This window comes from Pseudarthrobacter polychromogenes (assembly GCF_014644495.1).
Lineage (GTDB): Bacteria > Actinomycetota > Actinomycetes > Actinomycetales > Micrococcaceae > Arthrobacter > Arthrobacter polychromogenes.
In genome coordinates, this window is record NZ_BMKU01000008.1 from 193878 (window position 1) to 219092 (window position 25215).

The window sequence follows — 25215 nt, forward strand, 5'->3', positions numbered from 1 at the left end:
AAATGCCGGGGACCACCTTTCGCTGCCGGCCGCAGGTGCGGCGGCGGGCGGAGACTAGACCAGCGTTACACCGGTAGCCTGCGGACCCTTTGCGCCCTGGCCGATTTCGAACTGAACGCGCTGGTTCTCGTCGAGGGTCTTGAAGCCGCCGGTCTGGATTTCGGAGTAGTGGACGAAGACGTCCCCATCCGAATCATCCGGGGTAATGAAGCCGAAGCCCTTTTCAGCGTTGAACCACTTGACGGTTCCCTGTGCCATTTATTTCTCCTCATTGTGGAACTTATTAAGATCGGCACACCTCGTGCCGGCCTTGGTCACTCCGCGAGAAGAATCCTGGTTAGCCGCCCTTGGAAAAGGAACCGGCGGTGCAGGAGCTTCGCGCTCGCAACATGTCTTGCGAGCATGAAAAAACACCTACACAAAGACTGAGATAAGAATTTCATGCCCGTTCCCGCAGGTCAACGGTTTTGGCTTCAAAACGGATAAATTTTGGGCGAAGAGGAGGTGAATGCGCACGTCAGGGGCATCTGCAACGGGCCATGAAGTGCCGGGCCACACCGTCAGAAAAGCCGGGATTCGCTGTCGTCAACACCGCGCATGGCGTCGTAGTCCAACGTGACGCAATCTATGCCCCGGTCATTGGCAAGGACCTTGGCCTGCGGCTTGATCTGCTGGGCTGCGAATATCCCGCGGACCGGGGCCAGCAGGGGATCACGGTTGAGCAACTCAAGGTAACGCGTGAGTTGCTCGACGCCGTCGATGTCGCCGCGCCGCTTCAGCTCAATGGCAACCGTGGCGCCCTCGGCGTCGCGCGCCAGGATATCCACCGGCCCGATGGCCGTGAAGTATTCACGGCGGATGAGGGAGTATCCCGTACCCAGCGTTTCAATCTGTTCCGCCAGGAGCCGCTGCAGGTCTGCCTCCACGCCATCCTTGATGAGCCCGGGGTCCACGCCGAGATCGTGGGACGATTCATCGAGCTTTTCATGGATGTTGATGATGAGCCGGTCATCGGTCTTGGCTGACTGCACTGTCCACTGCTCCATCACCCCCAGCTCAAGATCCACGTCCTCCGGGGAGGAGACCCTGAGAGTGGCCGGCGGGCTCATCCAGTTGAGCGGTTTGTAGGAACCGCCGTCTGAATGGACCAGGACGGAGCCATCGGCCTTCACCAGCAGGAGCCTGGTGGCAAGCGGGAGGTGGGCTTTGAGCCGGCCAACATAATCAACGGAGCATCGGGCTATCACAAGTCGCACGCCGTACAGACTACCGTCTGGCGCGCACGCAGTTGGCAGGCGGTACCCACCGCACCGGGGTCTGGCCGCAGGAAACCGCACGGCGGCTGGGGCAGAATGGATGCATGCCGCGCTCCAACCGACCCCGCCGTCCAGTGTCCGGAAAGGGTTCCGTCTCCGGGAGGGCGGGCGCTGGAAAGAAGGGCAGCCGGGAGGTGCCCGAGCTTGACCTGGAACGGGCGCGTGCCGGCATTGCCCGGCGGGAAAGCGCCCCAGACGGCGAGTGGATGGTGCGCACCATGACCGCCAGGAATGCCGAAAAGACCTATATCTGCCCCGAGTGCTCCACTGCCGTGCCGCCCGGTGTGGCCCACCTGGTGGTCTGGAAGGACGACCACCTGTTCGGCGCTGCCGCCGGACTGGCCGAGCGTCGGCACTGGCACACCAACTGCTGGATGTCACGCAGTTACCGCTACCGCTGACAGGCGGGCAAAGATGCGCCCGCTGTCGCTAAGCTGGCAGGCATGACTTTTGATCCGGCGTCGTACGAATTCCGCCAGGGCCCAGGCCCCACTCCCATCCGTGCCTCCACCGTGCTGCCCGCCAAGCGCGAGCTGGTGAAGCTGGATACGGAAGACGGGCACACCCTGGTGGCCGAGCTGGCGCTGCCGGAAGCCGGCCCCGTGAATGCCACGTTGATCACCCTGCACCCCCTTCCAACGCACGGCGGGTTCATGGACTCGCATGTCTACCGCAAGGCTTCCTACCGGCTGCCGGCGCTCGCCGGCATCGCCGTGCTGCGGTTCAACACCCGCGGAACCGCATCCCCGCACGGAACCAGCAGCGGGGCCTTCGACGAGGGGGTAGGGGAGCGCCATGACATGGAGGCCGCGGTCCGCTTCGCCGTCGAACGCGGCCTGCCCAACCGCTGGCTGGTCGGGTGGTCCTTCGGCACGGAACTCGCCCTGATGTACGGGGCCGTGGAGCCGGTGGCGTCCCAAGTCGAGGGGGCAGTCCTGCTCTCGCCGCCGCTGCACCGGGCCAAGGACAAGGACTTGTTGCAGTGGGCGGCATCCGGAAAGCCGCTCGCGGTCCTGGTGCCGGAGCACGATGACTTCCTCAAGCCTGCCGAGGCGGCCGAACGCTTCAGCCTGGTGCCGCAGGCCCGCGTGGTGGGCGTGGACGGTGCCAAACACCTGTGGGTGGGGGAGAAGTATGCTGCCCGGGTCCTCAATGAAATTGTGGATGAGGTCAGCGAAGCAGGATCAGGCGTTGCGGGACTGCCGCAGGAATGGGACGGGCCTGTGGCTACGGCTTCCGCCTAGGGAAGCGTGCTAGTGCTGGTCCTGGCGGACGATGTAGATCTCCCTGACCAGCAGCAGGACAGCAGCCGCCGTGGGAATGGCGATGAGGGCGCCGAGCACCCCCAGCAGGCTGCCGCCGGCGATGACGGAGATAACAGCCACGGCGCCGGGAACGGCCACGGCCTTCTGCATGATGCGCGGGGAGATGAAGTAGGCCTCGAACTGCAGGTAGGAGAAGTAGCAGATTCCGTAGATGGCCGCGGTCTGCCAGCCCTCCGTCAGCGAGACCAGCAGCACCACGACCCCGGCAATCATTCCGCCCACCAGCGGAATGAAGGCGAGCAGCGCCACCACGAAGGCCAGCAGCAGGGCGAAGGGTATTCCCACGATTGACATCACGATGAAGGCAAAGGTGGCGTTCAGGAGGGCAACCACCGCCTGCCCGATCACGTAGTTGCCCACCGATCGGGTGATTTCCTCGGACAGGGCCTCCACCCGGTGCCGCCGGGACCGCGGCGCAAGCCGGTAGCCCCACTTCTTCATCGCGGGCAGGGCAGCAAGGAAGTACAGGCTCAGCACCAGGACGATCAGGGTGCCGAAAAGTCCGTTGGCCACGGTGGAACCAAAGCCGACAACGCCGCCAAAGATACCGCCCAATGCCGCGGGGTCGTTCACGAACTTGTCCAGCTCTTCCGTGACGCGGTCACGAACACCGAACTGGTCGTCCAGGCTGCGGAAGAACTCGGAATCGATGAAGTCCCGGATCCACACCGGCGCCTGCTCGACGATCTGCGTGACCTGTTCCACGATGGTGGGGATAAGGGTGGCGAAGAAGCCGACGACGGCGCTCACCAGTACCGTGACGGACACCAGGATCCCGGCGGGACGGGGGATTTTCCGGCCTTCCAGCCAGCTGACGACAGGTTCCAGGCCCAGCGCGATGAACAGCGCCGCAACGATCCACAGGAGCAGTTGGGTGGTGTTGGAGCCGATCCAGTAGACCAGCAGTGCAAGCCCAACGCCCACGGTTCCCATAAAGCCCAGATACAGGGGATGCTGTGGCGAAATCCGGGGGCCCGGACTGCCGAACTGGGGCTGCACCCCGCTGTCGCCTCCGCCGTCCCCGTCCTGCCGCGTGTACTCCGGCGGCATCTCGAACCGAAGACGTGGCTGGGCGCCCGGCAAAGGCTGCCGCAGCCGCTGGGCCAGCATCCCCAGTGCAGCCGCGGCGGGCCTCTTCCGGCGGGCAGTTCCAGGACGTTTTCCAGGACCGTTGGCGGCGGCTGCCGGCGGCTGCGTGCCCCCCGGGTTCTCTGGTGCCGCGGAGGATTCGTCCGTCGTGTCAGTCACTGGTTCTTGGGGCCTGTTCCGTACATGGCGCCGCGTGGGCGGGCCGGTGTGATGATCATCGCAAACACTATCAGCAGCCTTGTCAACAACAGCTGAAGGGCCTGCTCAGGGGCCCGCCGGCGATCCTGCGCGAAGCCCCGATCCGGGCTCGCGATAACAAAACGGATACTATTGAAACTAAACCCCCGCTGATGATAGGTGTTCCCTTGCGTTTAAAGACTGCAGTCGCACTCGTGCTGCTCGGCCTCCTGACACTTTTGGCCGGCATCGGCCAGAGGACCATCTGGGCCCCCTCCGAGACCTTTACGGCTTCCGCGCCGGCCGATGCTGCCGCTGCGCCGATCACCGTGATCGACCAGAACCTGCGGACCCTTCACGGCGGGACAGTCAAGATCGATATCGAGGGCGACGGCAACTTCATGCTGGCCGCCGGCCGTCCGGACGATGTGGACGCATGGGTTGGGCAGGCCGCACACAACACCGTTACCGGTGTGACCGAGGACGGAGAGTCGCTCCAGGTTGAGCACGCCGACGGCGAGGCCACTGCCCCCAACCCTGCCGGCTCTGACCTCTGGGTTTCCACCGAGAATGCCAGCGGGGAGCTTGAGTACTCCTGGACCCCGCCGGCTGACGGGGACTGGACCCTGCTGCTGGCCTCGGACGGAACGCAGCCCGCACCTGCCTCCATCTCCATGACGTTCCCGAACGACACCTCCACACCCTGGGCCGTTCCCCTGATGGTCCTTGGTTCCCTGCTGGTTCTTGCCGGGATCGTACTGGCCCTGCTCTCTGCCCGCAGGCGCAACGGTGAGGGCGGCGGAGAGGGCAGCGGCTTTGCCCGGCGCGCCCGCGCCCGCAGCGAGGCAAAGTCGTCGTCACGGGTGACCATGGCTGCTGCCGGCGTGGTTGCCGCTGCCGTGGTGGCCGGGACCGGCGTCGCCGCAAGTGCCACTTCTCCCGCGCCCGCGCCTTCCGCTGACGCGGCAACGGCATCGCCCGCGGCGCAGGAGGCAGGTTCCCCCGTCCTGCTGGATGCACAGTTCCGCCGGATCCTGGAACAGGTCTCCAGCGCCGTTGACGCTGGAGATGCAGCCAAGGATGCCGCAAAGCTGTCCGACCGTGTGGGCGGGACCGAACTGGAAGTCCGCACCCAGAACTACAAGATCCGTTCACAGGTAGGCTCCTACGAGCCGCGCATGCCGGTGCGCTCCACCAAGCTCCTCACCACCGTGGTGACCAGCGACCGCGAATGGCCGCGGTCCGTGATGGCCGTGACCCAGGGTGAGGGCAATGTGGTGCCGCAGCTGCTGACGCTGGTCCAGGCCTCGCCGCGTGAGAACTACAAGCTCGTGGAAACCAACCCGCTGCAGCCCGGAACCACGTTCCCCACCATCAGCCGGGACGGCACCGAGACGCTGGCACCCGCAGACAAGACGGGCCTGCTCTACAGCGGTGAAGAAGCCTTGTCCGGCCTGGCGGACCGCCTCACCTCCGAAGATTCGGCCTTCAAGGACAAGCTGGTGGAAGGGGAGTCCTCGCCGTACATCGCGGACACCCTGTCCTACCAGGCTGAAGTGGTGAAGTCCGGCGAGAACGGCAACTTCTCCTTCACCCACAAGGTGGTCCCCGAAAGCACTGTTGTCTTCCGCACGGCTGACGGCGGCGCGCTGGTCCTGGGACGGATTAACTTCGGCTTCGAGGGGACCCCCAAGGCCGCAGGCGACAAGCTCACCATCGGAGACGACGCAGCGGCACTGGCCGGCGGCAAGGAAACCACCACCGGCATGGTCCTGAGCTTTGCCGAGTCGGTGGCCGTGTACGTGCCGCCGGCAGGATCAACGGACCCGATGAAGCTTGTGGCGGCAACCCGCGGCCTGACGGGGGCCAGCTTCAAGTAATCCCCTTCCTGCAGTAGCCCCGGCAGCGGCCGGAGTGGCTAGAGTGGAAAGCATGAGTTCGCCAGCTTCCCGCCCAGTCCCTCCTGCCGCTGCCAACCTGCTTAACCTGCGCGGCGCCGTCGACCTTTCCAGCCTGAAGCAGCGCCCGGCCTCGCCAGCTTCACCGGCCGGGACCGGCACGCCGCAGGAAGGCGCCCAGCCGGGTGCCGCTCCCGGCGCCCAGGAACTGAAGGTCAACGTCACCGAGGGCAACTTCCAGCAGCTCGTGGAGCTGTCGGCGCAGGTGCCTGTGGTATTCGCTCTGTGGGCCTCCTACTCGCCGGAGTCGGCAGCCGTGCTTGAGGTCCTGGAGCGGGTGGTTGGTGGCTACGGCGGCCGGCTGGTCCTTGGCGCCGCGGACATCGAAGCGTTCCCGCAGCTTGCCCAGGCCTTCCAGGTGCAGGCTGTCCCCACCGCCGTGGCCGTCCTCAAGGGCCAGCCGGTGCCGCTCTTCCAGGGCAGCGCGGACGAGCAGCAGGTGCGCAGCCTTTTTGACGAACTGCTGAAAGTGGCCGCCGCGAACGGCGTGACCGGGAGCCTGGGTGCCGGTGCGGAGGAAGAGGACGCTCCGGCGCCGTTGCCGCCACTGCACCAGGCTGCGTTTGACGCCATCGAAGCGGGGGACTACGCTGCCGCGGCCGATGCCTACCGCCAGGCGCTGACCGAGATGCCTGCGGACCATGAGGCCAAGGCCGGACTGGCCCAGGTGGAGCTGATGGGGAGGCTGCAGCCGCTTTCCGCCCAGGACAGCGAAGCCCTGCGCACGCTCGCGGCCAATGAGCCGGACAACCTTGATGCCCAGCTTGGGGTGGCAGACCTTGATGTGGCGGGCGGCCATGTGGAGGATGCGTTGAGCCGGCTGGTCTCCTTCATTGGCCGGAACTTCGGCCCGGAGCGTGAGACTGCCCGCGTCCGGCTTCTGGAGCTGTTCGATGTGGTGGGCACCGCAGACGAGCGGGTTGCCAAGGCGCGCCAGGCCCTCGCGAGGGTGCTGTTCTAGTGCCGGCGCTCTTCCAGCCCCTGCGGCTCCGCTCGCTGGAGCTGCAGCACCGGGGCTGGGTGTCGCCGATGTGCCAGTACAGCTGCGACCCCGACGACGCCCCGGGAGTCCCGAACGACTGGCACCTGATGCATCTGGGGTCCTTCGCCACGGGGGGCGCGGCGCTGATACTGACCGAAGCCGCCGCCGTGAATGCGGAAGGCCGGATCAGCCCCCGCGACGCCGGCCTCTACAACGGTGAGCAGGCGGAAGCCTGGCAGCGGATCACGTCCTTTGTCCACCGGCACGGCGCCGCCAACGCCAAGATCGGCGTGCAGCTCGCCCACGCGGGCAGGAAAGCGTCCACCTACTGGCCATTTTCCGGCAAGCACGGCAGCGTTCCGGAGTCCGACGGCGGCTGGACCACCGTGGGCCCGTCGCCTTTGGCTTTCGAAGGGTACGCGGACCCCGCGGCGATGAGCGTGGAGCAGATCAGCGGCGTGGTGCGCGACTTTGCCGACGCCGCTGTGCGGGCGGTGGACGCGGGCTTCGACACGATTGAGATCCACGGTGCCCACGGGTACCTCCTGCACCAGTTCCAGAGCCCGCTGATCAACACGCGGACCGATGCCTGGGGCGGCAACGAAACGGGCCGGAACCGGCTGATGCTGGCTGTTGTTGACGCCGTCCGCGCGGTCATTCCTGAGTCCATGCCGCTGCTCCTGAGGATCTCCGCCAGCGACTGGGCAGAAGGCGGCGTGGATCTGGCCGCTTCCGTGCGACTGGCACGGCAGGCCGCCGAACACGGTGTGGACCTCATCGACGTGTCCAGCGGGGGCGCCGTTGCCCACCAGCAGATCAAGGCCGGCCCCGGCTACCAGACGGGATTTTCGGCAGCCATCCGCAAGGAAGCCGGAGTGGCCACCGGCACCGTTGGCCTGCTGACCTCGGCAGGCCAGGCTGAACACGCCGTCGCCACAGGACAGGCTGACGGCGTCCTCATCGCGAGGGCAGCACTGCGGGACCCGCACTGGTGGCTGAGGGCCGCCTTTGAACTGGGCCATGACCTCGCGTGGCCGCCGCAATACCAGCGTGCCGTTCCGCGGCGCACCTTCTGATGGCCGGCCGGGACCGGCGCACTGCGCCTCACCCTGCGCCGGCGCCGGAGAGGGCGCCAGGCCTTGAACCGACGCCGGCGGCTGCCGTCAGTATCGAGCAGCAGTTGGAAGCCGCCATCCTGGAACTCCTGGCTGCCAGGGCCGCCACGTCCACCATCTGCCCGTCGGAGGCTGCCCGCGCTGTCGGCGGCGGGAAGTGGCGCGACCTCATGGAGCCCGCCCGCAGGGCGGCGCGGCGGCTGGTTGACGCAGGCGAAGTCCAGATCACCCAAGGCGGCTCGGTGGTGGATCCCGCCACCGCCAAGGGGCCCATCCGCATCCGGAAGGTGCGTTAGGGGCCCCGGAACGATGTCGCCGGACAGCGTCCTACCGGAAGTGGTTCCTACGCCTTTCCCGCTACTCCTCAGGGAGGACCCCGCAGCGGGTACCCGAGGGCTAGTCTGGCTTCATGACTGCCCCGCAACCCGACCCGGCACTGCAACCCGACCAGGCCCCGCAACGCGAGCCGGCCCCGCAACCAGACCATGCACTGCATTCCGTGCCGGCTCTGCACCCCGGTGTGGCACCGCAGGTGCCGGCCTTGTCCATCCGCGGGCTTGCCAAGCGGTTCGGCGGGAAGATCGCCGTGGACGGCATCAGCCTGGACGTGCCGGCCGGCTCCTTCTACGGCATTGTGGGACCCAATGGCGCCGGTAAGACCACCACGCTGTCCATGGCAACCGGCCTCCTGCGTCCGGACTTTGGGACAGCGGCAGTCCACGGCGTGGACGTTTGGCAGCGGCCGCTGGACGCGAAGAGGCTGATGGGCATCCTGCCGGACGGGGTGCGGCTGTTCGACCGGCTCACCGGCGAGCAGCTCATTACCTATGCGGGGCTGCTGAGGGGTATGGACCGGGAGACAGTGGCCACGCGCGTTGCGGACCTCCTCGCCGCCATGGATCTCCAGGAGGACGCCGGCACCCTGGTGGTGGACTACTCGGCGGGCATGACCAAGAAGATTGCGCTGGCCTCCGCCCTCATCCACGCGCCCCGGCTGCTGGTCCTGGACGAACCTTTCGAAGCGGTGGACCCGGTCTCCGCGGCCAACATCCGCTCCATCCTTGACAGCTACGTCGCTTCGGGCGGCACGGTCATCGTGTCCAGCCATGTCATGGACCTGGTGCAGCGCATGTGCGACCACGTGGCAGTGGTGGCCAACGGACGGCTGCTCGCCGCCGGAACCGTTGACGAGGTGCGTGCCGGGGCCTCGCTGGAGGACCGGTTCGTGCAGCTGGTGGGCGGCCGCAGCCACACGGAAGGACTGGAATGGTTGCGCACCTTCTAAGGCTCAAGCTGACACTGCTGCGCAACGGCCTGCGTCGCAGCCCGTGGCAACTGGTGGGGATGGCCATCGCCGGGCTCTACGCACTGGGGATGGTGGCAACGCTTGTGATGGCACTGGTGATCCTGCGTAACGCGCCTCTTGACCTTGCCCAGACCGCTGTGGTGCTCGGCGGATCCGCCGCCATCCTGGGCTGGGGCGTCGTGCCGGTGGTGGCCTCTGCCACGGACATGACCCTGGATCCCGCACGGTTCACTACGTTCGCGATCCCCATGAAGCAGATGTTGGCCGGGCTGGCCCTGGGCGGACTGATCGGCATTCCGGGGCTGGCCACTTCGCTGGTGGCGCTGTCCACGGTGGCCACGTGGTCCCATGGTGTCCTTCCTGCGCTCGCCGCGTTCGTGGGGGCAGTGCTGGGCGTACTGACCTGCGTGGTGCTCGCCAAAGTGGTGACCACGGCAACGGCAAGCCTGGCCGCATCGCGGCGGTTCAAGGACATCAGCGCCATAGCGTTCATGGTGCCGCTGGTACTGATGGGGCCCATTGTGGCAGGAATAGGCCAAGGCCTCTCAGCCTCCACCGGTTTCCTGCCCGGCTTTGCCAGGACGCTTTCCTGGACCCCGCTGGGCGCACCGTGGTCGCTGGGCGGTGACGTGGCCGCCGGGCAGCCGGGACAGGCAGCCTTAAAGCTGCTGGTATCCGTTGCAGCACTGGCCGCGCTCGCGTGGGCATGGAAATCCCTGCTGGAACGGGCGCTGGTCACTCCTCCCTACGCGGGTAGCGGCAGGCGCAAAGGCGGCAGGCTGGGACTGCTGGGAGTGCTGCCCGCCACTCCGGCCGGCGCGGTGATGGCGAGGTCCCTCACGTACTGGTTCCGGGATCCACGGTATTCGGGATCTCTGGTGGTGATCCCCCTGCTTCCCGTGGTGCTCGCCTTCCAGGGCAGCCAGACCGGGGACTTCACCAGCCTGGGCATCCTTGCCCCGATCTCCGCGTTCATCCTCGCCTGGTCCATCTCTGCGGACGTGTCCTACGACAACACCGCCTTCGCCCTGCACCTTGCCACCGGCGTCAGGGGACTGGCGGACCGGCTGGGCCGCGCCCTTGCCTGCCTGGCGTTCGCCTTGCCGGTGGTACTGGTGTTCGCTCTGGGGTATTCCGCCCTGACAGGGGACTGGGCGGGCTTGCCCGGGCAGCTGGGCCTGAGCCTGGGCATCCTGTTCACCGGGCTGGGACTGGCATCGGTGGTCTCGGCCCGGTACACCGTGGCCGTTCCGCTGCCGGGCGACAGCCCGTTCAAGAAACCGCCCGGCAACGTGGGGCAGACCCTCGCGGTACAGTTCGGAGGGTTGCTGGTCCTGATGGTCCTGGTCCTGCCGCAGGTGGGCCTCCTGGTTGCGCAGGTGGTCACGGGCAACGGCCTCTTCGGCTGGATCAACCTCACCGCGGGGACGGTCCTGGGCCTGGTCCTGTTTGTCCTAGGCGTCAGGCTGGGCGGAAAATGGCTGGACAACCGCGGTCCCGAGCTGCTGGCCCAGGTGTCCGTCAACCGCTGAACAGCGTTCGGAAGGAATCAGCATGGAAGTCGTCATCCTCAACGGCAGCAAACAGATTGCCAAGCTTGCCGCCGATGCCGTCGAGGACCTCCTCCGGCGCAGACCTGATGCCGTCCTTGGCCTGGCGACTGGTTCGTCCCCGCTTCCGGTCTACGATGAGCTGGCTGCCCGCCATGAGCGGGACGGCCTGGACTTCAGCCGGGCCTCCGGTTTTGCCCTGGACGAATACGTGGGACTTCCGCCCGGACACCCCGAGTCCTACCGGGAAGTGGTCCGCCGGGAGTTCACCAACCGGGTCAACATCCGGCCGGAGAACGTCCACGGGCCGGACGGTGCCGCCGCGGACATCCCGGCTGCCTGCCGCGCCTACGAGGAGGCGATCGCCGCTGCAGGCGGGGTTGACCTGCAGTTCCTCGGGGTGGGAACGGACGGCCACATCGCGTTCAACGAACCGGGATCCTCCTTCGCTTCGAGGACCCGCATCAAGAGCCTCATCGAACAGACCCGCAGGGACAACGCCCGGTTCTTCTCCAGCCTGGCGGACGTCCCGCACCATGTCCTGACGCAGGGACTCGGGACCATCATGGAGGCGCGGCACGTCATCCTGCTGGCAACCGGTGCGCAGAAGGCCCAGGCTGTCCGCGAATTCGTTGAAGGTCCCGTCGCCGCCATCTGCCCGGCGTCGATCCTGCAGTTCCACCCGCACGCCACCGTCCTGCTGGACGAGGCCGCGGCGTCGGCCCTGAAACTGGCGGATTTCTACCGGCACACCTATGACAACAAGCCCGCCTGGCAGGGGATCTAGCCCGCACCGCCCGCTGCCAGCGCACGCCGCCGCAAAGTCCGACGGCGGCGGGCAGGGGACGCGCCGACGTCGAACGTCCGGCCGGTGGAACAGCTAAGATGGTTGGCATGACTAGCACGACGGACCCTCTCGAAAACGACCCGATGCGCGAGCTTTCCGGGGCTGGAACGTCCACAGCCACCATTGAGCGCGAGGAACTGCGCCAGGAAGTGGAGCCCGGGGACCGGGAGCGCTTTTCGCACTATGTGCGCAAGGAAAAGATCATGGAGTCCGCGCTGACCGGGGACCCTGTCATCGCGTTGTGCGGCAAGGTCTGGACGCCGGGACGGGATCCGCAGAAGTTCCCGGTCTGCCCGATGTGCAAAGAGGTCTACGACGGCCTCCGCCCGGGCAACGACGGCGGCAAGGGTCCCGGAGGGGACTCGGGCAACAACAAATAGTGACGGAGACGCTCTTTGGCGGCCCCACCCTGCCTCCGGCCTATCCGGAACGTGCAGCCTGGGGAACCGCCCCGAAACTCCGTGCCTGGCAGCAGGAAGCCCTGGACCTGTACCTGCGCAACAGCCCACGCGACTTCCTCGCCGTGGCAACGCCGGGCGCCGGCAAGACCACCTTCGCGCTGAGGGTGGCGTCCACCCTCATCGACTCCGGCGCCGTTAACAGGGTGACCATCGTGGCGCCCACCGACCACCTGAAGCGGCAGTGGGCGGATGCGGCGGCAAAGGTGGGCATCGCCATCGACCCCAACTTCAAGAACTCCGACGGCCAGCACGGCCGCGGCTTCATCGGCGTTGCCGTCACCTATGCACAGGTGGCCAGCAAGCCGCTGCTCCACCGCGCCAAGACGGAAGCTGCCCGCACGCTGGTGATCCTTGACGAGATCCACCACGGCGGCGAGGCACTGTCCTGGGGTGACGGGCTGCGCGAGGCCTTCGACCCCGCGGTCAGGCGGCTCTCGCTGACGGGAACGCCGTTCCGTTCCGACACCTCTCCCATTCCCTTCGTCGAATACGCCCAGGACCGGGACGGGATCCGCCGCTCCAAGGCGGACTACACCTACGGGTACGGCAATGCGCTGCGGGACCACGTGGTCCGTCCGGTGATGTTCATGGCCTATTCCGGGCAGATGCGGTGGCGGACCAGTGCCGGCGAGGAGATGGCGGCGTCGCTGGGTGAGGCCGCGGTGACCAAGGACATCACATCCCACGCCTGGCGTACCGCCCTGAACCCCGCAGGCGAGTGGATTCCGGCGGTGCTTGCGGGTGCGGACAGGCGGCTCAGCGAGGTGCGCCGCACCGTTCCCGACGCCGGCGGCCTGGTGATTGCCACGGATCACGAGGATGCCCGCGCGTATGCCGGACAGCTCAAGAGGATCACGGGGGAGTCGCCCACGGTCATCCTTTCCGATGACGCGAAGGCGTCGAGCAAGATCGAGGAATTCACCGCCAGCGAGAAACGCTGGATGGTGGCGGTCCGGATGGTGTCCGAGGGTGTGGACGTGCCGCGGCTTTCCGTCGGCGTGTATGCCACGTCAACCTCGACCCCCCTGTTTTTCGCCCAGGCGGTGGGTCGCTTCGTGCGTGCCCGCAAGCGGGGCGAAACGGCGTCGGTCTTCCTGCCCTCAGTGCCGCAGCTGATGGCCCTTGCCAACTCCATGGAGGCCGAACGGGACCACGCCCTTGACCGCCCGGAGAAGGAAGACGCGGACGGCCTGTTCAATCCCGAGGACTCGCTGATGTCCGAGGCCAACCGCGAGGACAAGGCATCGGACAGCCTCACCAAGGGCAAGTTCGAGGCCCTGGATTCGCAGGCGTCCTTTGACCGCGTGCTGTTCGACGGCGGCGAGTTCGGCACGGGCGGCGAGGTGGGGTCCGACGACGAGATGGACTTCCTGGGCATCCCCGGGCTGCTGGACGCGGAGCAGGTGGGCACGCTGCTGCGGCAGCGCCAGCACGAGCAGCTGAACCGCAAGAACCGGAAGGCACCCGCGGCGGCGGAAAGCCCGGCGCCGGCCATACCGGACCACCGGATGCTGATGGACCTCCGTAACGAGCTGGCCAAGAACGTGGCCGCCTGGTCTGCCCGCACGGGCACACCCCACGGCGTGGTGCACACCAAGCTGCGGACAGTGTGCGGCGGACCGCCGGTTGCCCAGGCGAACGAGGAGCAGTTGCAGTCGCGCCTGCGGAAGCTCCAGGACTGGTTCATCGGCCGGAAATAGCAGGGTCAGGCCAGCCAGCGCCACCAGCGTGGCTGCTCCGGTTCCGGCGTCGGTTCAGGTTCCGGTTCCTCGCCCAAGGCCAGCGCGGCCTCGACGAGGTCGTCTGCGGTGAGCGTCATGACGGCCTCACGATCAAGCGCGTCGAGGCTGTGTTCCTCGTCGAGGGACAGCCGCAGCGCCTGGCGGTTGAGCGCCTGCTCGAACAGCGTGCGGGCGAACCGTGCGTTGCCGGAGTCCTCGCCCGCGTGGAGCCCGGTGAAGATGCGGCGCAGCATCTCGTCTGCGCCCGGCTCCAGCCTGTACCCGTGCTGGGTCAGCATCCGGTGGAAGATCGTCTGGAGTGCGTCCACGGAGTAGTCGGGGAACATGATCTCGCGGGCGAACCGGGACCGCAGGCCGGGGTTCGAGAGCAGGAAGGACTCCATCAGCCGCGGATACCCGGCCACGATCACCACCAGGCGGTGGCGGTGGTCCTCCATCCGCTTGAGCAGGACCTCGATCGCCTCGGGGCCGAAGTCCATCCGGCCGTCCTCAGGGGACAGCGCGTAGGCCTCGTCGATGAATAGGACGCCGTCCAGCGCACGCCGGATTACCCGGTCCGTTTTGATGGCGGTCGTGCCGACGTACTGCCCCACCAGGCCCGAACGGTCGACCTCCACCAGGTGGCCCTTCTGCAGCAGCCCCACTGCGCGGTACATCTCGGCCAGGAGCCGAGCCACGGTGGTCTTGCCCGTGCCCGGGTTTCCGAGGAACACGAGATGCTGTGATGTGGCCACCTCCGGCAGTCCGTGCGCCTTACGACGGGCCTGGACCTGGAGCAGTGCGACGAGCGCCCGCACCTGTTCCTTCACTGTCTCCAGTCCAACCAGCGCGTCGAGCTCGGCCTGCACCTCGGACAACGGCCGGGCCGGCCCGGGCTTCGGACCCACGAGATCGCCGACCAGGTCATCCACGCGCTCCGAACCGGGCAGCTTGAGCTGATCGGCAAGGCGCCCGATGGTGTCGCGCAGGTCGTCGAGCGGATTGCGGCTGGCAGCCATGCATCCACTGTAGTACCCGGTCCTTGTTCTTGCGCTGGGATCAAGGGGCGGGTTGAAACAACGAAGGGCCGGCTGCGCATGAGCGCCGGGCCACTCCTGTAGCTGCTCTAGGCTACGTCCACGCCACCCAGTTCCATTTCGGCCACTGCTTCCTCCAGGTCCTCGGCGATTCCGGCCGTCAGGGAGCGCAGGATGGTGACGGAGTAGCCGGCCTGGACGGCGTCCAGGGCCGTTGCCATCACGCAGTAATCCGTGGCGATTCCCACAACGACGACGTCTTCCACGTCATGGCTCTGCAGCCAGTCGTCCAGCCCGATCGCGTCTTCGTCCGGAGCAAACCTTTCGGCGTCCGCTGGGCCGGGCAGGGCCCCGGGCTGCCGTTCCCCGGTGGGCACCGCATCCTCGGGGGCCAGCAGGCCCTCGAATCCGGAGTAGGCCGCGGAGAACTGCCCTTTCTGGAAGTAGGCCTGGATGTATTCGGTGTCCAGGTCGGGATGCAGTTCAGCACCGGGGGTGCCCGCCACGCAGTGCGGCGGCCAGCTGTCCTTGAAGTCCGGCGTGTCCGAGAAGTGCTCTCCCGGATCGACGTGCCAGTCCTGGGTTGCAACGATGTGGTCGAACTCGCCGTGGTGGGCGTCCACATATTCGCTGATGGCGCCGGCCACGTCCGCGCCGCCGGAAACGGCCAGCGAACCGCCCTCGCAGAAATCGTTCTGGACGTCGACGATGATCAGTGCCCGGGACATCGGTTCTCCTCAGTTTTCTTCATAGAGAGTAGGGATGGCGGCTTCCCCGCGCTGCAGGCGGTTGACCACCGGCGGCAGCTCCGCCATGGAATCCGCATGGCGCCGGCGGGCCCGGAGCACGCCCTCGTGGCCGGTCCAGCCCGGCAGCAGCTCCCCGTTCTTCATGAACTGCTGCAGGAGGGGACGGTCATTGCCGTCATCCTCCGGCCGACGGCCGACGCCCACCACTTCCGCAGTGGCAATGCCGCGCTCGTTCAGCTTTCGCAGGGCGTACTTGCGGCCGCCCACGCTGGCCTTGTTCTTGGCCGCTTTGGCCACCGAGACGAACGTTCCGTCGTCGTCCGTGCGGCTGACCAGCTTGTACACCATGCTGGCCGTAGGAGCACCCGAGCCGGTGACCAGGGACGTGCCCACGCCGTAGGAATCCACGGGGGCGGACTGCAGGGCGGCGATGGCGTACTCATCGAGGTCGGAAGTGACCACGATCTTGGTGTTTTCGTTGCCAAGATCGTCAAGGAGCCTGCGCACCCACTGCGCCTGGGCCACAAGGTCGCCCGAGTCCAGCCGGACCGCTCCCAGGCGTGGACCCGCAAGGTCTACGGCCGTGCGGACGGCCGCTTCGACGTCGTACGTGTCCACCAGCAGGGACGTGTGGTCCCCGAGCGAGGCAATCTGGGCCTCGAACGCGTCCCGTTCGGTGTCGTGCAGGAGGGTGAAGGAGTGGGCGGCGGTGCCCACCGTCTTGATCCCGTAGCGGATTCCGGCCTCGAGGTTGGAGGTGCTGTCGAAGCCGGCGATGATCGCTGCCCGGGCAGAAGCGGTGGCCGCTTCCTCATGGGTGCGCCGGGATCCCATCTCAATGCAGGGCCGGCCGCCGGCCGCGGTGACCATCCGGGAAGCCGCCGAGGCAATGGCGCTGTCATGGTTCAACACGGACAGAAGGTAGGTCTCCAGCATGCAGGCCTCCGCGAACGTGGCCTCGACGATCAGGATGGGGGAGTTCGGGAAGTACGCCTCACCTTCGGGGTAGCCCCAGATGTCACCGGAAAACCGGTACGACGCGAGGTACTCCAGCGTCTGCGCATTGACCACGTTGGTGCGCTTCAGGAACTCGAGCTCGGCGTCCCCGAAGCGGAAGTTGGCGATGCCCTCCAGCAGCCGTCCCGTGCCGGCCACGATGCCGTAGCGCCGGCCATCCGGCAGCCGCCGGGCAAAAGCCTCGAACACCGACTTGCGGTGCGCCGCCCCGGAATGCAGCGATGCCTGCAGCATCGTCAGCTCGTAGTGGTCGGTGTAAAAGGACGTGCGGGGATGCTCCCAGCCAGCGGAGGTACTCACGAAAGTCACTCTAGTCCCCACCGGCTCCCACGTCTCGCTTCGCTTCGCCGCGGGCCCCTCGCCGGCGTGGGCCCACCCGCCGGCTCCCACGTCTCGCTTCGCTTCGCCGCGGGCCCCTCGCCGGCGTGGGCCCACCCGCCGGCTCCCACGTCTCGCTTCGCTTCGCCGCGGGCCCCTCGCCGGCGTGGGCCCGGCATCCCCATAGAATGGACAGATGACCTTAAGCGTTGCGCTCGGCCCTGATACACAGGAGGGCACCCGGACCGGAACAGCGGAATCCACAGATTCCCTGACCGCGCCGGACATCCCCTGGAACCTGGTGATCTGGAACGATCCCGTCAACCTCATGAGCTACGTCAGCTATGTTTTCCAAAGCTATTTCGGCTACTCCGAGAGCAAGGCGAACAAGCTCATGATGGAGGTCCACAAGAAGGGCCGCTCCATTGTTGCCTCGGGCAGCAAGGAGCAGGTGGAACGCCATGCCGTGGCCATGCACGGGTTTGGGCTGTGGGCCACCGTGGAAAAAGCCAGCGGCGGGAACAACGGCAACTCCGGCAACTCCGGCGGAGGCCAGGGCAAGGGGAAACGTGGCTAAAGCATTCAAGTACGGACTCAAAGGCATCACCGGCTACCTTGAGCCTGCGGAACGCGACCTGCTGCGCAGCCTGATCCATGACGTCATCTCCATGCTCCAGCCGGAGGATCGCGACGGCCAAGATCCCCTGGCTGCCCTGATCGGTCTGGACATGGACGTGGCAGAGCCTAGCGACCGGGCCGTCAAGCGCCTCCTTCCCAATGTCATGAAGGACGACGCCGGCGCCTCCCTGGAGTTCCGCCAGCTCACCGAACGCTCGCTGCGGGAAACAAAGATCGGCGCCCTGCGGGCCGCGGCCCTGGACCTGGACAAGGACGAGATCGTCCTGACGCCCGATGGCGCACGGCACTGGTCCATGGCGCTCAACGATGTCCGGCTGGTCCTCGCCGAACGGCTGGACATCCAGGACGAGGAGGACGCCGAGCACGTCCACCTGATGCAGGACTGGTCCCAGGCCGAGGACGTGGAGAGCTACCTGGCCCTGGTCTACAACTTCGCCACGTGGCTCCAGGAGTCGCTCGTCCAGGCCATGCTGCAGTCCATGGACTCCCGCCGATGAGCGGCGCGGACAGCTCCCCGTCCCTGCGCTGTGACACACCAGACATGAGCTCCCGGCCACAGGTTCATGACTGGAGCCGCGGGGAAGACCTATCCTCGAATAATCATGAGTAGAGCCTCAAGCATGGATCCGTCAGCCGGCGCCGCCGCGGGGTCCGACGCCAGCGATCTGCCCGCCGCCGCCCTGGAGTCGCGGCCCATTGGCGTTTTCGACTCCGGTGTTGGCGGCCTGACGGTGGCCCGCTCCATCATCGACCAGCTTCCCAACGAGTCCATCCTCTATGTGGGGGACACGGCGCACGGACCGTACGGCCCCCTGCCCATCGCGGAGGTGCGGGCCAACGCCCTGGGCGTGATGGACGAACTGGTGGACTCCGGTGTCAAGCTGCTCACCATCGCGTGCAACTCGGCGTCGGCCGCTGTCCTGCGGGACGCCCGCGAGCGGTACACGGCCAAGTACGGCATCCCCGTTATCGAAGTCATCCAGCCGGCGGTGCGGCGGGCAGTGGCAGCAACCCGCAGCGGACGGGTGGGCGTGATCGGCACTTCCGCCACAATCGGCTCCCGCGCCTACGAGGACACGTTCGCCGCGGCGCCGGACCTGGCGATCACCTCCGTGGCGTGCCCGGAATTCGTCAGCTACGTCGAAGCAGGGATCACCACCGGACCGGCCCTGCTGGCCGTCGCCGAGGAATACCTCGCCCCGCTCAAGGCCGCGGGCGTGGACACGGTGGTCCTGGGCTGCACGCACTACCCGCTGCTCACCGGCGTCATCTCTTATGTCATGGGGGCGGACGTGACCCTGGTGTCGAGCGCCGAGGAAACCGCCAAGGACGTCTACCGTGCCCTGGCCACCCACAACCTGCAGCGCACGGACTCAAACCCGCCGGAGCACCACTTCGTGGCCACCGGCGATGCCGGCCAGTTCGAGGCGCTGGCCCGGCGGTTCCTGGGGCCGGAGGTCCTCTCCGTCCGGCACGTGGACCATGTGTCCGCCCAGTACCCCACCGGAAGCCTGGCCAGGATCACCCCGGAAATGATCGCCGCCGCCCAGAGCGCAGCGGCGCGGCCGCGGATCTCCAACTTCGTGGGCACGTCAGCGACCGGGGGCAGCGGCCAGTGAAGCTCACCATCGTAGGCTGTACGGGTTCCTTTCCCGGCCCCGGGTCACCGGCGTCGTGCTACCTCCTGACCGCGAACGACGGCGAGCGGACCTGGAAAGTGGTCATGGACCTGGGCAGTGGTGCGCTGGGTGCCATCCAGCGGTACACCGACCTGGAGGACATCGACGCGATCTTCCTCACCCACCTGCACCCCGACCACTGCATGGACCTGTGCGGCCTGCACGTGGCTGTCCGGTGGAAACCCGGCGGCTGGGGGCGCGGCCGGATCCCCGTCTGGGGACCTGCGGCCACGGCAGACCGGATGGCCACGGCGTACGGCCTGGAGCTGGACCCCGGGATGCACGAGGAATTCGACTTCACCAACTGGGCGGAACGCGAAGCCGTGACCGTGGGGCCGTTCACCGTGACACCCTTCGCCGTGAACCACCCCGTGGAGGAGGCCTACGCCCTGCGGGTGGAAGTGGTGGAGCCGGACAAGGACGGCGCGCCGGTGTCCCGCGTCCTAACGTATTCCGGTGATACCGACTCCTGTGCCGGGCTTGAGGAAGCAGCCAAGGACGCCGACCTGTTCCTGTGCGAGGCAGCCTTCGAGGAAGGCCGCGACGACGGCATCAAGGACGTCCACCTGACCGGAAAGCGTGCCGGGGAGGCCGCTGCGGCGGCGGGGGCGCGCCGGCTCCTGCTTACGCACATTCCCGTGTGGACATCCCAGACCACGGTCATGGCCGAGGCCCGACCGGTGTTCGGCGGCGACGTTGCGGTGGCGGTCGCCGGAGTGCACTACACCATCTAGCCCTTCGGTCTGCCCGGCCTTCGCTCCGGCTCCGGGCATCGGCCGGGCGTGCAGTCGATAAGCTAAAGGCATGACTTCTGAAGCAGCTGCAGTACCCATCGTGCGCGCCGACGGCCGCGCCCCCGACCAGCTCCGGCCCATCAGCATCACCCGCGGATGGTCCACCCAGGCCGAGGGATCCGCCCTGATCGAGTTCGGCAACACCCGGGTCCTGTGCACCGCATCCCTGACCGCAGGCGTACCGCGCTGGCTCAAGGGGGAAGGCCGCGGCTGGGTCACCGCCGAGTACGCCATGCTGCCCCGGGCCACCAACACCCGCTCCGACCGCGAATCCGTCAAAGGCAAGATCGGCGGCCGCACCCACGAAATCTCGCGGCTCATCGGGCGTTCGCTGCGCTCGATCATCGACACCAAAGCCCTGGGCGAAAACACCATCGTGCTGGACTGCGACGTCCTCCAGGCGGACGGCGGCACGCGCACGGCAGCCATCACCGGCGCCTATGTCGCGCTCGCAGACGCCATCCGCTTCGCCCGCGACAACAAGCTGATCGCAAAGAATGCCCAGCCCCTGATCGACACCATTGCCGCCGTGTCCGTGGGCATCATCGACGGCGTGCCCATGCTGGACCTGCCGTATGTCGAGGACGTCCGGGCCGAAACCGACATGAACGTTGTGGTCACCGGCTCGGGAAAGTTCGTGGAAGTGCAGGGAACGGCCGAGGGCGCACCCTTTGACCGGGCCGAGCTGGACCAGCTCCTGGACCTGGCGCTGCTGGGCACCACGCAGCTCGCCGCCATCCAGCGGGAGACCCTGGCGGACACGCTGTGAACCCGGCCGGCGGCCCAGCTCCCCGCCTGGTCCTGGCAACCCACAACAAGGGCAAGCTCCGGGAGCTCCGCGAGCTGTTGCGGGGACAGGTCCCGGGGCTCGACGTCGACACCCAGGTGGTGGACGCGGCAGCGGCAGGTGCCCCTGACGTCGTCGAAACCGGCGTGACCTTTGCCGAAAATTCGTTGCTGAAGGCGCGCGCCGTTGCGGAGGCCACCGGCCTGGCTGCCATTGCCGACGACTCCGGCCTTGCGGTGGACGTGATGGGCGGAGCGCCGGGGATCTTTTCGGCCCGGTGGGCCGGAACCCATGGCGACGACGCCGCCAACCTGCGGCTCCTGCTCAGCCAGCTCTCCGACGTGCCGGACATTCACCGGGGTGCGGCCTTCGTCTGCGCAGCGGCGCTGGCAGTGCCGGACACGGATGGCAGGCCCGGCCACGAGGTGGTGGAATACGGACAGCTGGAGGGCGTGCTGCTCCGCGAGCCGCGGGGCAGCGGGGGCTTCGGTTACGATCCCGTGCTGCAGCCCGCGGGGGAGGACCGCAGCTGCGCCGAGCTGTCCGCAGAGGAAAAGAACGCCATCAGCCACCGCGGCAAGGCCTTCCGGGCGCTGCTGCCGGCCATCGTCGAGGCGCTGCGCCGGGCAGAGGCCTGACGGACGCGGAGGCTTAACAACCGCCGGTGAACCAAAAAGGTGTGCTCCCCGCCGCGGCGGGGAGCACACCTTTGATGGTTTACGGGCACTTTACGGGAGGCGCGGGGTCTTCTGCTCGTCCTCGGGGGCGTGCTCCTCGATGAATTCCTCCACGGGGTCGGTGCCGTAGGCCTTCGCCTGGCGCTTGGCGGACAGGCCGCGGAGGACCTCCACGCCGATGGGCAGGACAGACACCAGGACGATCGCGATGAAGATGATGTCCAGGTTGTCACGGACCCAGGGGATACGGTCGCCCAGCAGGTACCCCAGGAGCGTCACGCCGCCGCCCCACAGCACTGCGCCGATGACGTTGAAGAGGAAGAACTTCTTTTTGTTCATCTGGGCGACGCCCACGATGACGGGGACGAAAGTCCTGATGATGGGGACGAAGCGCGCCAGGATCAGTGCCTTGCCGCCGTGCTTTTCGAAGAAGGCGTGCGCGTTCTCCACGTTTTCCCGCTTGAACAGGCGCGAGTTGGGTTTGTTGAAGATGGCGGGCCCGGCCTTCGACCCGATGAGGTAGCCGGTCTGGTTGCCCACGATGGCCGAAATCATGATCAGCAGCGCGAAGACCCACACGTTGAACTTGATGGTGTCCGTGGCCACCAGGAGGCCGGCTGTGAACAGCATGGAATCACCAGGCAGGAAGAAGCCCACCAGCAGGCCGGTCTCCGCGAAGACGATGCCGCAGACCAGCAGCACCACCCACGGCGCCAGGGCGGGATCGGCCAGGAAGACCTGGGGGTTCAGCCAGTCGGGCAGGAAGGAGGCCAGCTGGGGCTGCACCGGTCCTGCCCCGCCCAGCATGGACACGGCGAGGTCATTCATCACAGGAAAGTTCACCCCTCAAGGGTACTTGACAGAGCTGTGCCTGCATGGAGGGGCAGCATTCCGGCGGTAAGGTTGGGCCGTGGGTTTGGACTTTACGGCGATCGACTTTGAAACTGCGAACGGCTTCCGGGGCTCTCCCTGTGCGGTTGGCCTGACCAAGGTACGGGGCGGGCAGATCGTGGACGAAGCTTCTTGGCTGATGCGGCCCCCGCCGAACCACGACCACTTCGACTACCACAACGTCCGGATCCACGGCATCCGGGCTGACGACGTGGCCGGGCACCCCCGCTTCGGGGAACTCTTCCCCGAAATCGGCGCCTTCATTGGCGATGACATCCTCGCGGCGCACAATGCCGCCTTCGACCTGGGCGTGATCCGGTCGGGTCTGGAAGTCTCCGGCCTGCCGGGGCCCGCCTACGACTATGTGTGCACCGTGATGCTTTCCCGGCGGTGCTATTCGCTGGTCTCCAACTCCCTGCCGTTCGCCGCCGAGGAAGCCGGCGTGCCGTTGGTGAAGCACCACGACGCCGCCGAGGATGCCCGGGCGTGCGCGGGAATCCTGATCGACATAGCCCGGCGGAACCAGGCCAACAGCATCGCCGAACTCTACCTGTCGCTGGGGCTGGTGATGCCGCGCCAGCACGCCTTCGACCCGGCAACGGACGGACTGTCCAAGTCCAGTATCGCGGCCCTTGCCGCTGCCGCCGGCGGCACCGCTGCGCCGCTCAGGCCCTTCCAGGCGGGCTGGCCGGAGGAGGGAGCCAACCCGCTCCCCAACCCCGACGCCGAGCCGGGCCACCCCCTGTACGGCCAAACCGTCGTCTTCACCGGGGAGCTGTCCATTGGGCGCCCGGAAGCCAAAAGGCGCTCTGCCGACGTCGGCGCCCGCCCGGAGAGCCGGGTGACCGGGCGCACCACCGTCCTGGTGGTGGGGGACGGCTTTGTCGCCTCCGACCTCCGCTCCGGCCGGCTGACCGGCAAAGCCCGGCGCGTGCTGGAGCTCCACGGGCGTGGGCAGTCCATCGAAGTGCTGTCCGAAGGCGAGTTCCTGCAGATGGTGGGCGACTTCGCGGCGGCAGCCATCGCCTGAGGCCTCCGGTCCGATCGCGTCTTCACAGGGCGCAACAAACCTTTGCCCCGGTGCCCTGCGCTTCTAGCCTTGGCACATGAGCTCTCTGTTCGCCTTCCCGAATCCGGTCAACGAGTACGCTGCCCGCGTCACCGCCGGACTGGTGGTGGCGCTCGCGGTTGTCACGCTTGCCCTTGGCTCCGGGTGGGGCCTGCTGGCCATCGCCGCCGGGTTCTGGCTGCGCGTGCTCTTCGGACCGAGGATTTCGCCGCTGGCACTGGTGTCCGTCAAGGTCATCACGCCGCGGCTGGGACGGGTGAAACTGGTGCCCGGACCGCCCAAGCGCTTCGCTCAGGGCATGGGGGCGGCCGTCTCCACAGCAGCCCTTGCCCTGTTCGTGGCCGGAGCGGCGCCCGCGGCGTGGGCGGTGCTGGGCGTCCTGATCGTGGCGGCGTCGCTTGAAGCCTTTGCCGGGTTCTGCCTGGGCTGCGTGGTTTTCGGGTTCCTGCAGCGCCGCGGACTGATCCCGGAGGACGTCTGCGAGGCGTGCAACAACATCAGCCTTCGGCGGTCGTGACGCCCACCAGCAAACCGGCCATGCCGCGGATTGCCTCAGGCGCCTCCAGCGACTCCAGCCAGTCTGCGGGCAGGCACTCCTCGCCGTAGTAGGCACCCAGGATGTTCCCGGCCAGTGAACCGGTGGCGTCGCTTTGCCCGCCGTGGTTCACCGCCAGGGACACCGCCTCCCGGAAGTGACGGACGGGCAGGGTGTCCGTGCCGTCGTCGTCCGTGCCGTCGTCGTCCGTCCCCGTGCCGGGGACAGTTGCGAGCACGGCGTACAGCGCGACGGCGAGGGCGTCCTCGGCGGTCCGGCCGTCACCGAGTGCCTCGATGAGTTCCTCCTTCGTGGTTACGCCCCTGGCGGCGAGTGAGAGCGCGGCTTCCAGGCGTTCCGGCAGTTCGTGAGCCACACCGCCCAGGGTGTGGGCGTGGGCGGTCACGGCGGAGGCAGCCTCCGGCAGGGCTTCACCCGAAACCAGCCGGTGAACCAGCAGGCTGAAGATTCCGGAAGCCTGGCGCGCCGCGGGGTGGCCGTGCGTCAGGGAGGCGGCGTCGGCACTCAGCTTGTAGACGGCGTCGGGCGTAATGTGCGGGATCAGCCCGAACGGTGCTGACCGCACCACGGTTCCCCAGTCCTTCGATTCGGGGTTCACGGGGCGGACCGAGGTGCCCATTTCACCCGTTGCCAGCCCGGAAATGCAGGTTGCGCTGGGGTTCCGCCGCTGGCGGAGCGCAGCGTGCCCGTCAATCCACCGGGGCTGCGGTGTGGGGGCCGACGCCGGAGCGGCTTCCCCCTGGGTGCCCAGCCACCGGAGGTAGGCGAGCCACAGGCAGGCGTTCACATCCGCGCCGACACCCGAATTCGCCCATTCCAGGGCCTCAACCAGCCCGTCCACCGTGTAGAGGGTCAGCTGGGTTTCGTCGGAGAACGTGCCGGGCATGGGGCCGGATCCGGTGATGCCGCGCCCGACGGAGCGTCTCCGGATCTCCTCAACCGACCCCGTGCCGACGGCGTAGCCCAGGGAATCGCCCAGCGCGCCGCCCAGCAGGCAGCCATGGATGCGGGATTTCAGTGCGGGCACGGACGGGCCGGGTTCAATGCTCATGCTGTAAATTTACCGCGGCCTCCGGCGGCGCCGGCACGCCGCCCACTCCCCGCATTGCGCAAAAGGCGCTGCACCAGCAAACGTCCAGCGTCGGCTGGAATAAT

27 protein-coding genes are annotated in these 25215 nt (G+C 67.4%); 19 read left to right on the forward strand and 8 right to left on the reverse strand.

The window, feature by feature from the left end; genetic code table 11:
- Window positions 1-54: 54 nt before the first annotated feature.
- The gene (locus IEX43_RS13990; RefSeq protein WP_011692441.1) at window positions 55-258 is read right to left on the reverse strand and encodes a cold-shock protein; all 204 of its coding nucleotides are present in this window, start codon (window positions 256-258) and stop codon (window positions 55-57) included.
- Between the two features lie 302 nt (window positions 259-560).
- Window positions 561-1256 carry an endonuclease NucS gene (nucS, locus tag IEX43_RS13995; protein ID WP_174179159.1) on the reverse strand — a complete coding sequence of 232 codons (696 nt, stop codon included), beginning with the start codon at window positions 1254-1256 and terminating at the stop codon, window positions 561-563.
- 104 nt (window positions 1257-1360) lie between these two features.
- Here nucS and IEX43_RS14000 point away from each other — a divergent pair, with 104 nt between their 5' ends.
- Together IEX43_RS14000 and IEX43_RS14005 are read left to right on the forward strand one after the other, a co-directional pair.
- A complete protein-coding gene (locus IEX43_RS14000; RefSeq protein WP_066277065.1) occupies window positions 1361-1717 on the forward strand; it encodes an ATP/GTP-binding protein in 357 nt (118 codons plus the stop codon).
- A 42-nt stretch (window positions 1718-1759) separates the two neighbouring features.
- Window positions 1760-2560, forward strand: a complete 801-nt coding sequence (locus IEX43_RS14005; RefSeq protein WP_188811887.1) for an alpha/beta hydrolase — start codon at window positions 1760-1762, stop codon at window positions 2558-2560.
- A gap of 9 nt (window positions 2561-2569) precedes the next feature.
- Here the strand turns inward: IEX43_RS14005 and IEX43_RS14010 are convergent, their stop codons facing one another.
- Window positions 2570-3889 (reverse strand): AI-2E family transporter, encoded by a 1320-nt coding sequence (locus tag IEX43_RS14010; protein WP_188811888.1) that lies wholly within the window; start codon window positions 3887-3889, stop codon window positions 2570-2572.
- 191 nt (window positions 3890-4080) lie between these two features.
- Here IEX43_RS14010 and IEX43_RS14015 point away from each other — a divergent pair, with 191 nt between their 5' ends.
- From IEX43_RS14015 to IEX43_RS14055, 9 genes are all read left to right on the forward strand, one after another.
- Window positions 4081-5787, forward strand: a complete 1707-nt coding sequence (locus IEX43_RS14015; RefSeq protein WP_188811890.1) for a hypothetical protein — start codon at window positions 4081-4083, stop codon at window positions 5785-5787.
- 52 nt (window positions 5788-5839) lie between these two features.
- Window positions 5840-6826 carry a tetratricopeptide repeat protein gene (locus tag IEX43_RS14020; protein WP_188811892.1) on the forward strand — a complete coding sequence of 329 codons (987 nt, stop codon included), beginning with the start codon at window positions 5840-5842 and terminating at the stop codon, window positions 6824-6826.
- Window positions 6826-7923, forward strand: coding sequence for an NADH:flavin oxidoreductase/NADH oxidase (locus IEX43_RS14025; RefSeq protein ID WP_104184900.1), 1098 nt, complete (start codon window positions 6826-6828; stop codon window positions 7921-7923). The genes IEX43_RS14020 and IEX43_RS14025 overlap by 1 nt, the downstream gene beginning before the upstream one ends.
- A 104-nt stretch (window positions 7924-8027) precedes the next feature.
- Window positions 8028-8258 (forward strand): DUF3253 domain-containing protein, encoded by a 231-nt coding sequence (locus tag IEX43_RS14030; protein WP_192043808.1) that lies wholly within the window; start codon window positions 8028-8030, stop codon window positions 8256-8258.
- Between the two features lie 113 nt (window positions 8259-8371).
- The gene (locus IEX43_RS14035) at window positions 8372-9247 is read left to right on the forward strand and encodes an ABC transporter ATP-binding protein (RefSeq protein ID WP_188811894.1); all 876 of its coding nucleotides are present in this window, start codon (window positions 8372-8374) and stop codon (window positions 9245-9247) included.
- Window positions 9229-10800: a transporter gene (locus IEX43_RS14040; RefSeq protein WP_188811895.1), complete on the forward strand. Its 1572-nt coding sequence runs from the start codon at window positions 9229-9231 to the stop codon at window positions 10798-10800. The genes IEX43_RS14035 and IEX43_RS14040 overlap by 19 nt, the downstream gene beginning before the upstream one ends.
- Window positions 10801-10822: 22 nt before the next feature.
- Window positions 10823-11605, forward strand: a complete 783-nt coding sequence (gene nagB, locus IEX43_RS14045) for a glucosamine-6-phosphate deaminase (protein ID WP_188811896.1) — start codon at window positions 10823-10825, stop codon at window positions 11603-11605.
- Window positions 11606-11703: 98 nt separating this feature from the next.
- Window positions 11704-12045: a DUF3039 domain-containing protein gene (locus tag IEX43_RS14050; RefSeq protein ID WP_066277043.1), complete on the forward strand. Its 342-nt coding sequence runs from the start codon at window positions 11704-11706 to the stop codon at window positions 12043-12045.
- A complete protein-coding gene (locus IEX43_RS14055; RefSeq protein ID WP_188811897.1) occupies window positions 12045-13826 on the forward strand; it encodes a DEAD/DEAH box helicase in 1782 nt (593 codons plus the stop codon). The genes IEX43_RS14050 and IEX43_RS14055 overlap by 1 nt, the downstream gene beginning before the upstream one ends.
- 5 nt (window positions 13827-13831) lie before the next feature.
- Here the strand turns inward: IEX43_RS14055 and IEX43_RS14060 are convergent, their stop codons facing one another.
- From IEX43_RS14060 to IEX43_RS14070, 3 genes are all read right to left on the reverse strand, one after another.
- Window positions 13832-14866, reverse strand: coding sequence for an AAA family ATPase (locus IEX43_RS14060; protein ID WP_188811898.1), 1035 nt, complete (start codon window positions 14864-14866; stop codon window positions 13832-13834).
- Between the two features lie 107 nt (window positions 14867-14973).
- The gene (locus IEX43_RS14065; RefSeq protein ID WP_188811899.1) at window positions 14974-15612 is read right to left on the reverse strand and encodes an isochorismatase family protein; all 639 of its coding nucleotides are present in this window, start codon (window positions 15610-15612) and stop codon (window positions 14974-14976) included.
- A gap of 9 nt (window positions 15613-15621) precedes the next feature.
- Window positions 15622-16950: a nicotinate phosphoribosyltransferase gene (locus tag IEX43_RS14070; RefSeq protein ID WP_188811901.1), complete on the reverse strand. Its 1329-nt coding sequence runs from the start codon at window positions 16948-16950 to the stop codon at window positions 15622-15624.
- A 214-nt stretch (window positions 16951-17164) separates the two neighbouring features.
- On the opposite strand from IEX43_RS14070, the gene clpS reads away from it, so the two are divergent.
- The 6 genes from clpS to rdgB all read left to right on the forward strand — a co-directional run bounded on the left by clpS (window position 17165) and on the right by rdgB (window position 21505).
- Complete coding sequence (clpS, locus tag IEX43_RS14075; protein ID WP_188811903.1) at window positions 17165-17545, forward strand: ATP-dependent Clp protease adapter ClpS; 381 nt, start codon at window positions 17165-17167, stop codon at window positions 17543-17545.
- Entirely contained in the window at window positions 17538-18104 is a 567-nt protein-coding gene (locus IEX43_RS14080; protein WP_188811905.1) for a DUF2017 domain-containing protein, read from the forward strand. Before clpS ends, IEX43_RS14080 begins: the two co-directional genes overlap by 8 nt.
- Window positions 18105-18227: 123 nt before the next feature.
- On the forward strand, window positions 18228-19226 hold the full coding sequence (murI, locus tag IEX43_RS14085) for a glutamate racemase (protein ID WP_188811907.1): 999 nt from the start codon (window positions 18228-18230) through the stop codon (window positions 19224-19226).
- Entirely contained in the window at window positions 19223-20020 is a 798-nt protein-coding gene (locus tag IEX43_RS14090; RefSeq protein WP_188811909.1) for an MBL fold metallo-hydrolase, read from the forward strand. The genes murI and IEX43_RS14090 overlap by 4 nt, the downstream gene beginning before the upstream one ends.
- Window positions 20021-20090: 70 nt before the next feature.
- Window positions 20091-20849, forward strand: a complete 759-nt coding sequence (rph, locus tag IEX43_RS14095) for a ribonuclease PH (RefSeq protein WP_192043807.1) — start codon at window positions 20091-20093, stop codon at window positions 20847-20849.
- Window positions 20846-21505: an RdgB/HAM1 family non-canonical purine NTP pyrophosphatase gene (rdgB, locus tag IEX43_RS14100; protein ID WP_188811911.1), complete on the forward strand. Its 660-nt coding sequence runs from the start codon at window positions 20846-20848 to the stop codon at window positions 21503-21505. The genes rph and rdgB overlap by 4 nt, the downstream gene beginning before the upstream one ends.
- A 90-nt stretch (window positions 21506-21595) precedes the next feature.
- Here rdgB and IEX43_RS14105 read toward each other — a convergent pair whose 3' ends face one another.
- Window positions 21596-22372: a DedA family protein gene (locus tag IEX43_RS14105; protein WP_188811940.1), complete on the reverse strand. Its 777-nt coding sequence runs from the start codon at window positions 22370-22372 to the stop codon at window positions 21596-21598.
- Between the two features lie 82 nt (window positions 22373-22454).
- Between IEX43_RS14105 and IEX43_RS14110 the strand changes: the two genes are divergently transcribed.
- Both IEX43_RS14110 and IEX43_RS14115 read left to right on the forward strand, forming a co-directional pair.
- A complete protein-coding gene (locus IEX43_RS14110) occupies window positions 22455-23465 on the forward strand; it encodes a 3'-5' exonuclease (RefSeq protein ID WP_188811913.1) in 1011 nt (336 codons plus the stop codon).
- 76 nt (window positions 23466-23541) lie between these two features.
- Window positions 23542-24021 carry a DUF4395 domain-containing protein gene (locus tag IEX43_RS14115; protein WP_188811915.1) on the forward strand — a complete coding sequence of 160 codons (480 nt, stop codon included), beginning with the start codon at window positions 23542-23544 and terminating at the stop codon, window positions 24019-24021.
- Here the strand turns inward: IEX43_RS14115 and IEX43_RS14120 are convergent.
- On the reverse strand, window positions 24002-25111 hold the full coding sequence (locus tag IEX43_RS14120; protein WP_188811916.1) for an ADP-ribosylglycohydrolase family protein: 1110 nt from the start codon (window positions 25109-25111) through the stop codon (window positions 24002-24004). The two genes, IEX43_RS14115 and IEX43_RS14120, sit on opposite strands and share 20 nt — an antisense overlap.
- Window positions 25112-25215: the final 104 nt, after the last annotated feature.

What these genes read in the sequence shown, in the direction of transcription:
- IEX43_RS14040 (WP_188811895.1), top strand. Translation starts at nt 9,229, where the DNA reads ATGGTTGCGCACCTTCTAAGGCTCAAGCTGACACTGCTGCGCAACGGC.
- IEX43_RS14065 (WP_188811899.1), bottom strand. Translation starts at nt 15,612, where the DNA reads ATGTCCCGGGCACTGATCATCGTCGACGTCCAGAACGATTTCTGCGAG.
- IEX43_RS13990 (WP_011692441.1), bottom strand. Translation starts at nt 258, where the DNA reads ATGGCACAGGGAACCGTCAAGTGGTTCAACGCTGAAAAGGGCTTCGGC.
- IEX43_RS14015 (WP_188811890.1), top strand. Translation starts at nt 4,081, where the DNA reads ATGATAGGTGTTCCCTTGCGTTTAAAGACTGCAGTCGCACTCGTGCTG.
- IEX43_RS14060 (WP_188811898.1), bottom strand. Translation starts at nt 14,866, where the DNA reads ATGGCTGCCAGCCGCAATCCGCTCGACGACCTGCGCGACACCATCGGG.
- IEX43_RS14020 (WP_188811892.1), top strand. Translation starts at nt 5,840, where the DNA reads ATGAGTTCGCCAGCTTCCCGCCCAGTCCCTCCTGCCGCTGCCAACCTG.
- IEX43_RS14035 (WP_188811894.1), top strand. Translation starts at nt 8,372, where the DNA reads ATGACTGCCCCGCAACCCGACCCGGCACTGCAACCCGACCAGGCCCCG.
- murI (WP_188811907.1), top strand. Translation starts at nt 18,228, where the DNA reads ATGGATCCGTCAGCCGGCGCCGCCGCGGGGTCCGACGCCAGCGATCTG.
- IEX43_RS14115 (WP_188811915.1), top strand. Translation starts at nt 23,542, where the DNA reads ATGAGCTCTCTGTTCGCCTTCCCGAATCCGGTCAACGAGTACGCTGCC.
- IEX43_RS14050 (WP_066277043.1), top strand. Translation starts at nt 11,704, where the DNA reads ATGGTTGGCATGACTAGCACGACGGACCCTCTCGAAAACGACCCGATG.
- clpS (WP_188811903.1), top strand. Translation starts at nt 17,165, where the DNA reads ATGACCTTAAGCGTTGCGCTCGGCCCTGATACACAGGAGGGCACCCGG.
- rph (WP_192043807.1), top strand. Translation starts at nt 20,091, where the DNA reads ATGACTTCTGAAGCAGCTGCAGTACCCATCGTGCGCGCCGACGGCCGC.
- IEX43_RS14000 (WP_066277065.1), top strand. Translation starts at nt 1,361, where the DNA reads ATGCCGCGCTCCAACCGACCCCGCCGTCCAGTGTCCGGAAAGGGTTCC.
- IEX43_RS14120 (WP_188811916.1), bottom strand. Translation starts at nt 25,111, where the DNA reads ATGAGCATTGAACCCGGCCCGTCCGTGCCCGCACTGAAATCCCGCATC.
- IEX43_RS14005 (WP_188811887.1), top strand. Translation starts at nt 1,760, where the DNA reads ATGACTTTTGATCCGGCGTCGTACGAATTCCGCCAGGGCCCAGGCCCC.
- IEX43_RS14105 (WP_188811940.1), bottom strand. Translation starts at nt 22,372, where the DNA reads ATGAATGACCTCGCCGTGTCCATGCTGGGCGGGGCAGGACCGGTGCAG.
- nagB (WP_188811896.1), top strand. Translation starts at nt 10,823, where the DNA reads ATGGAAGTCGTCATCCTCAACGGCAGCAAACAGATTGCCAAGCTTGCC.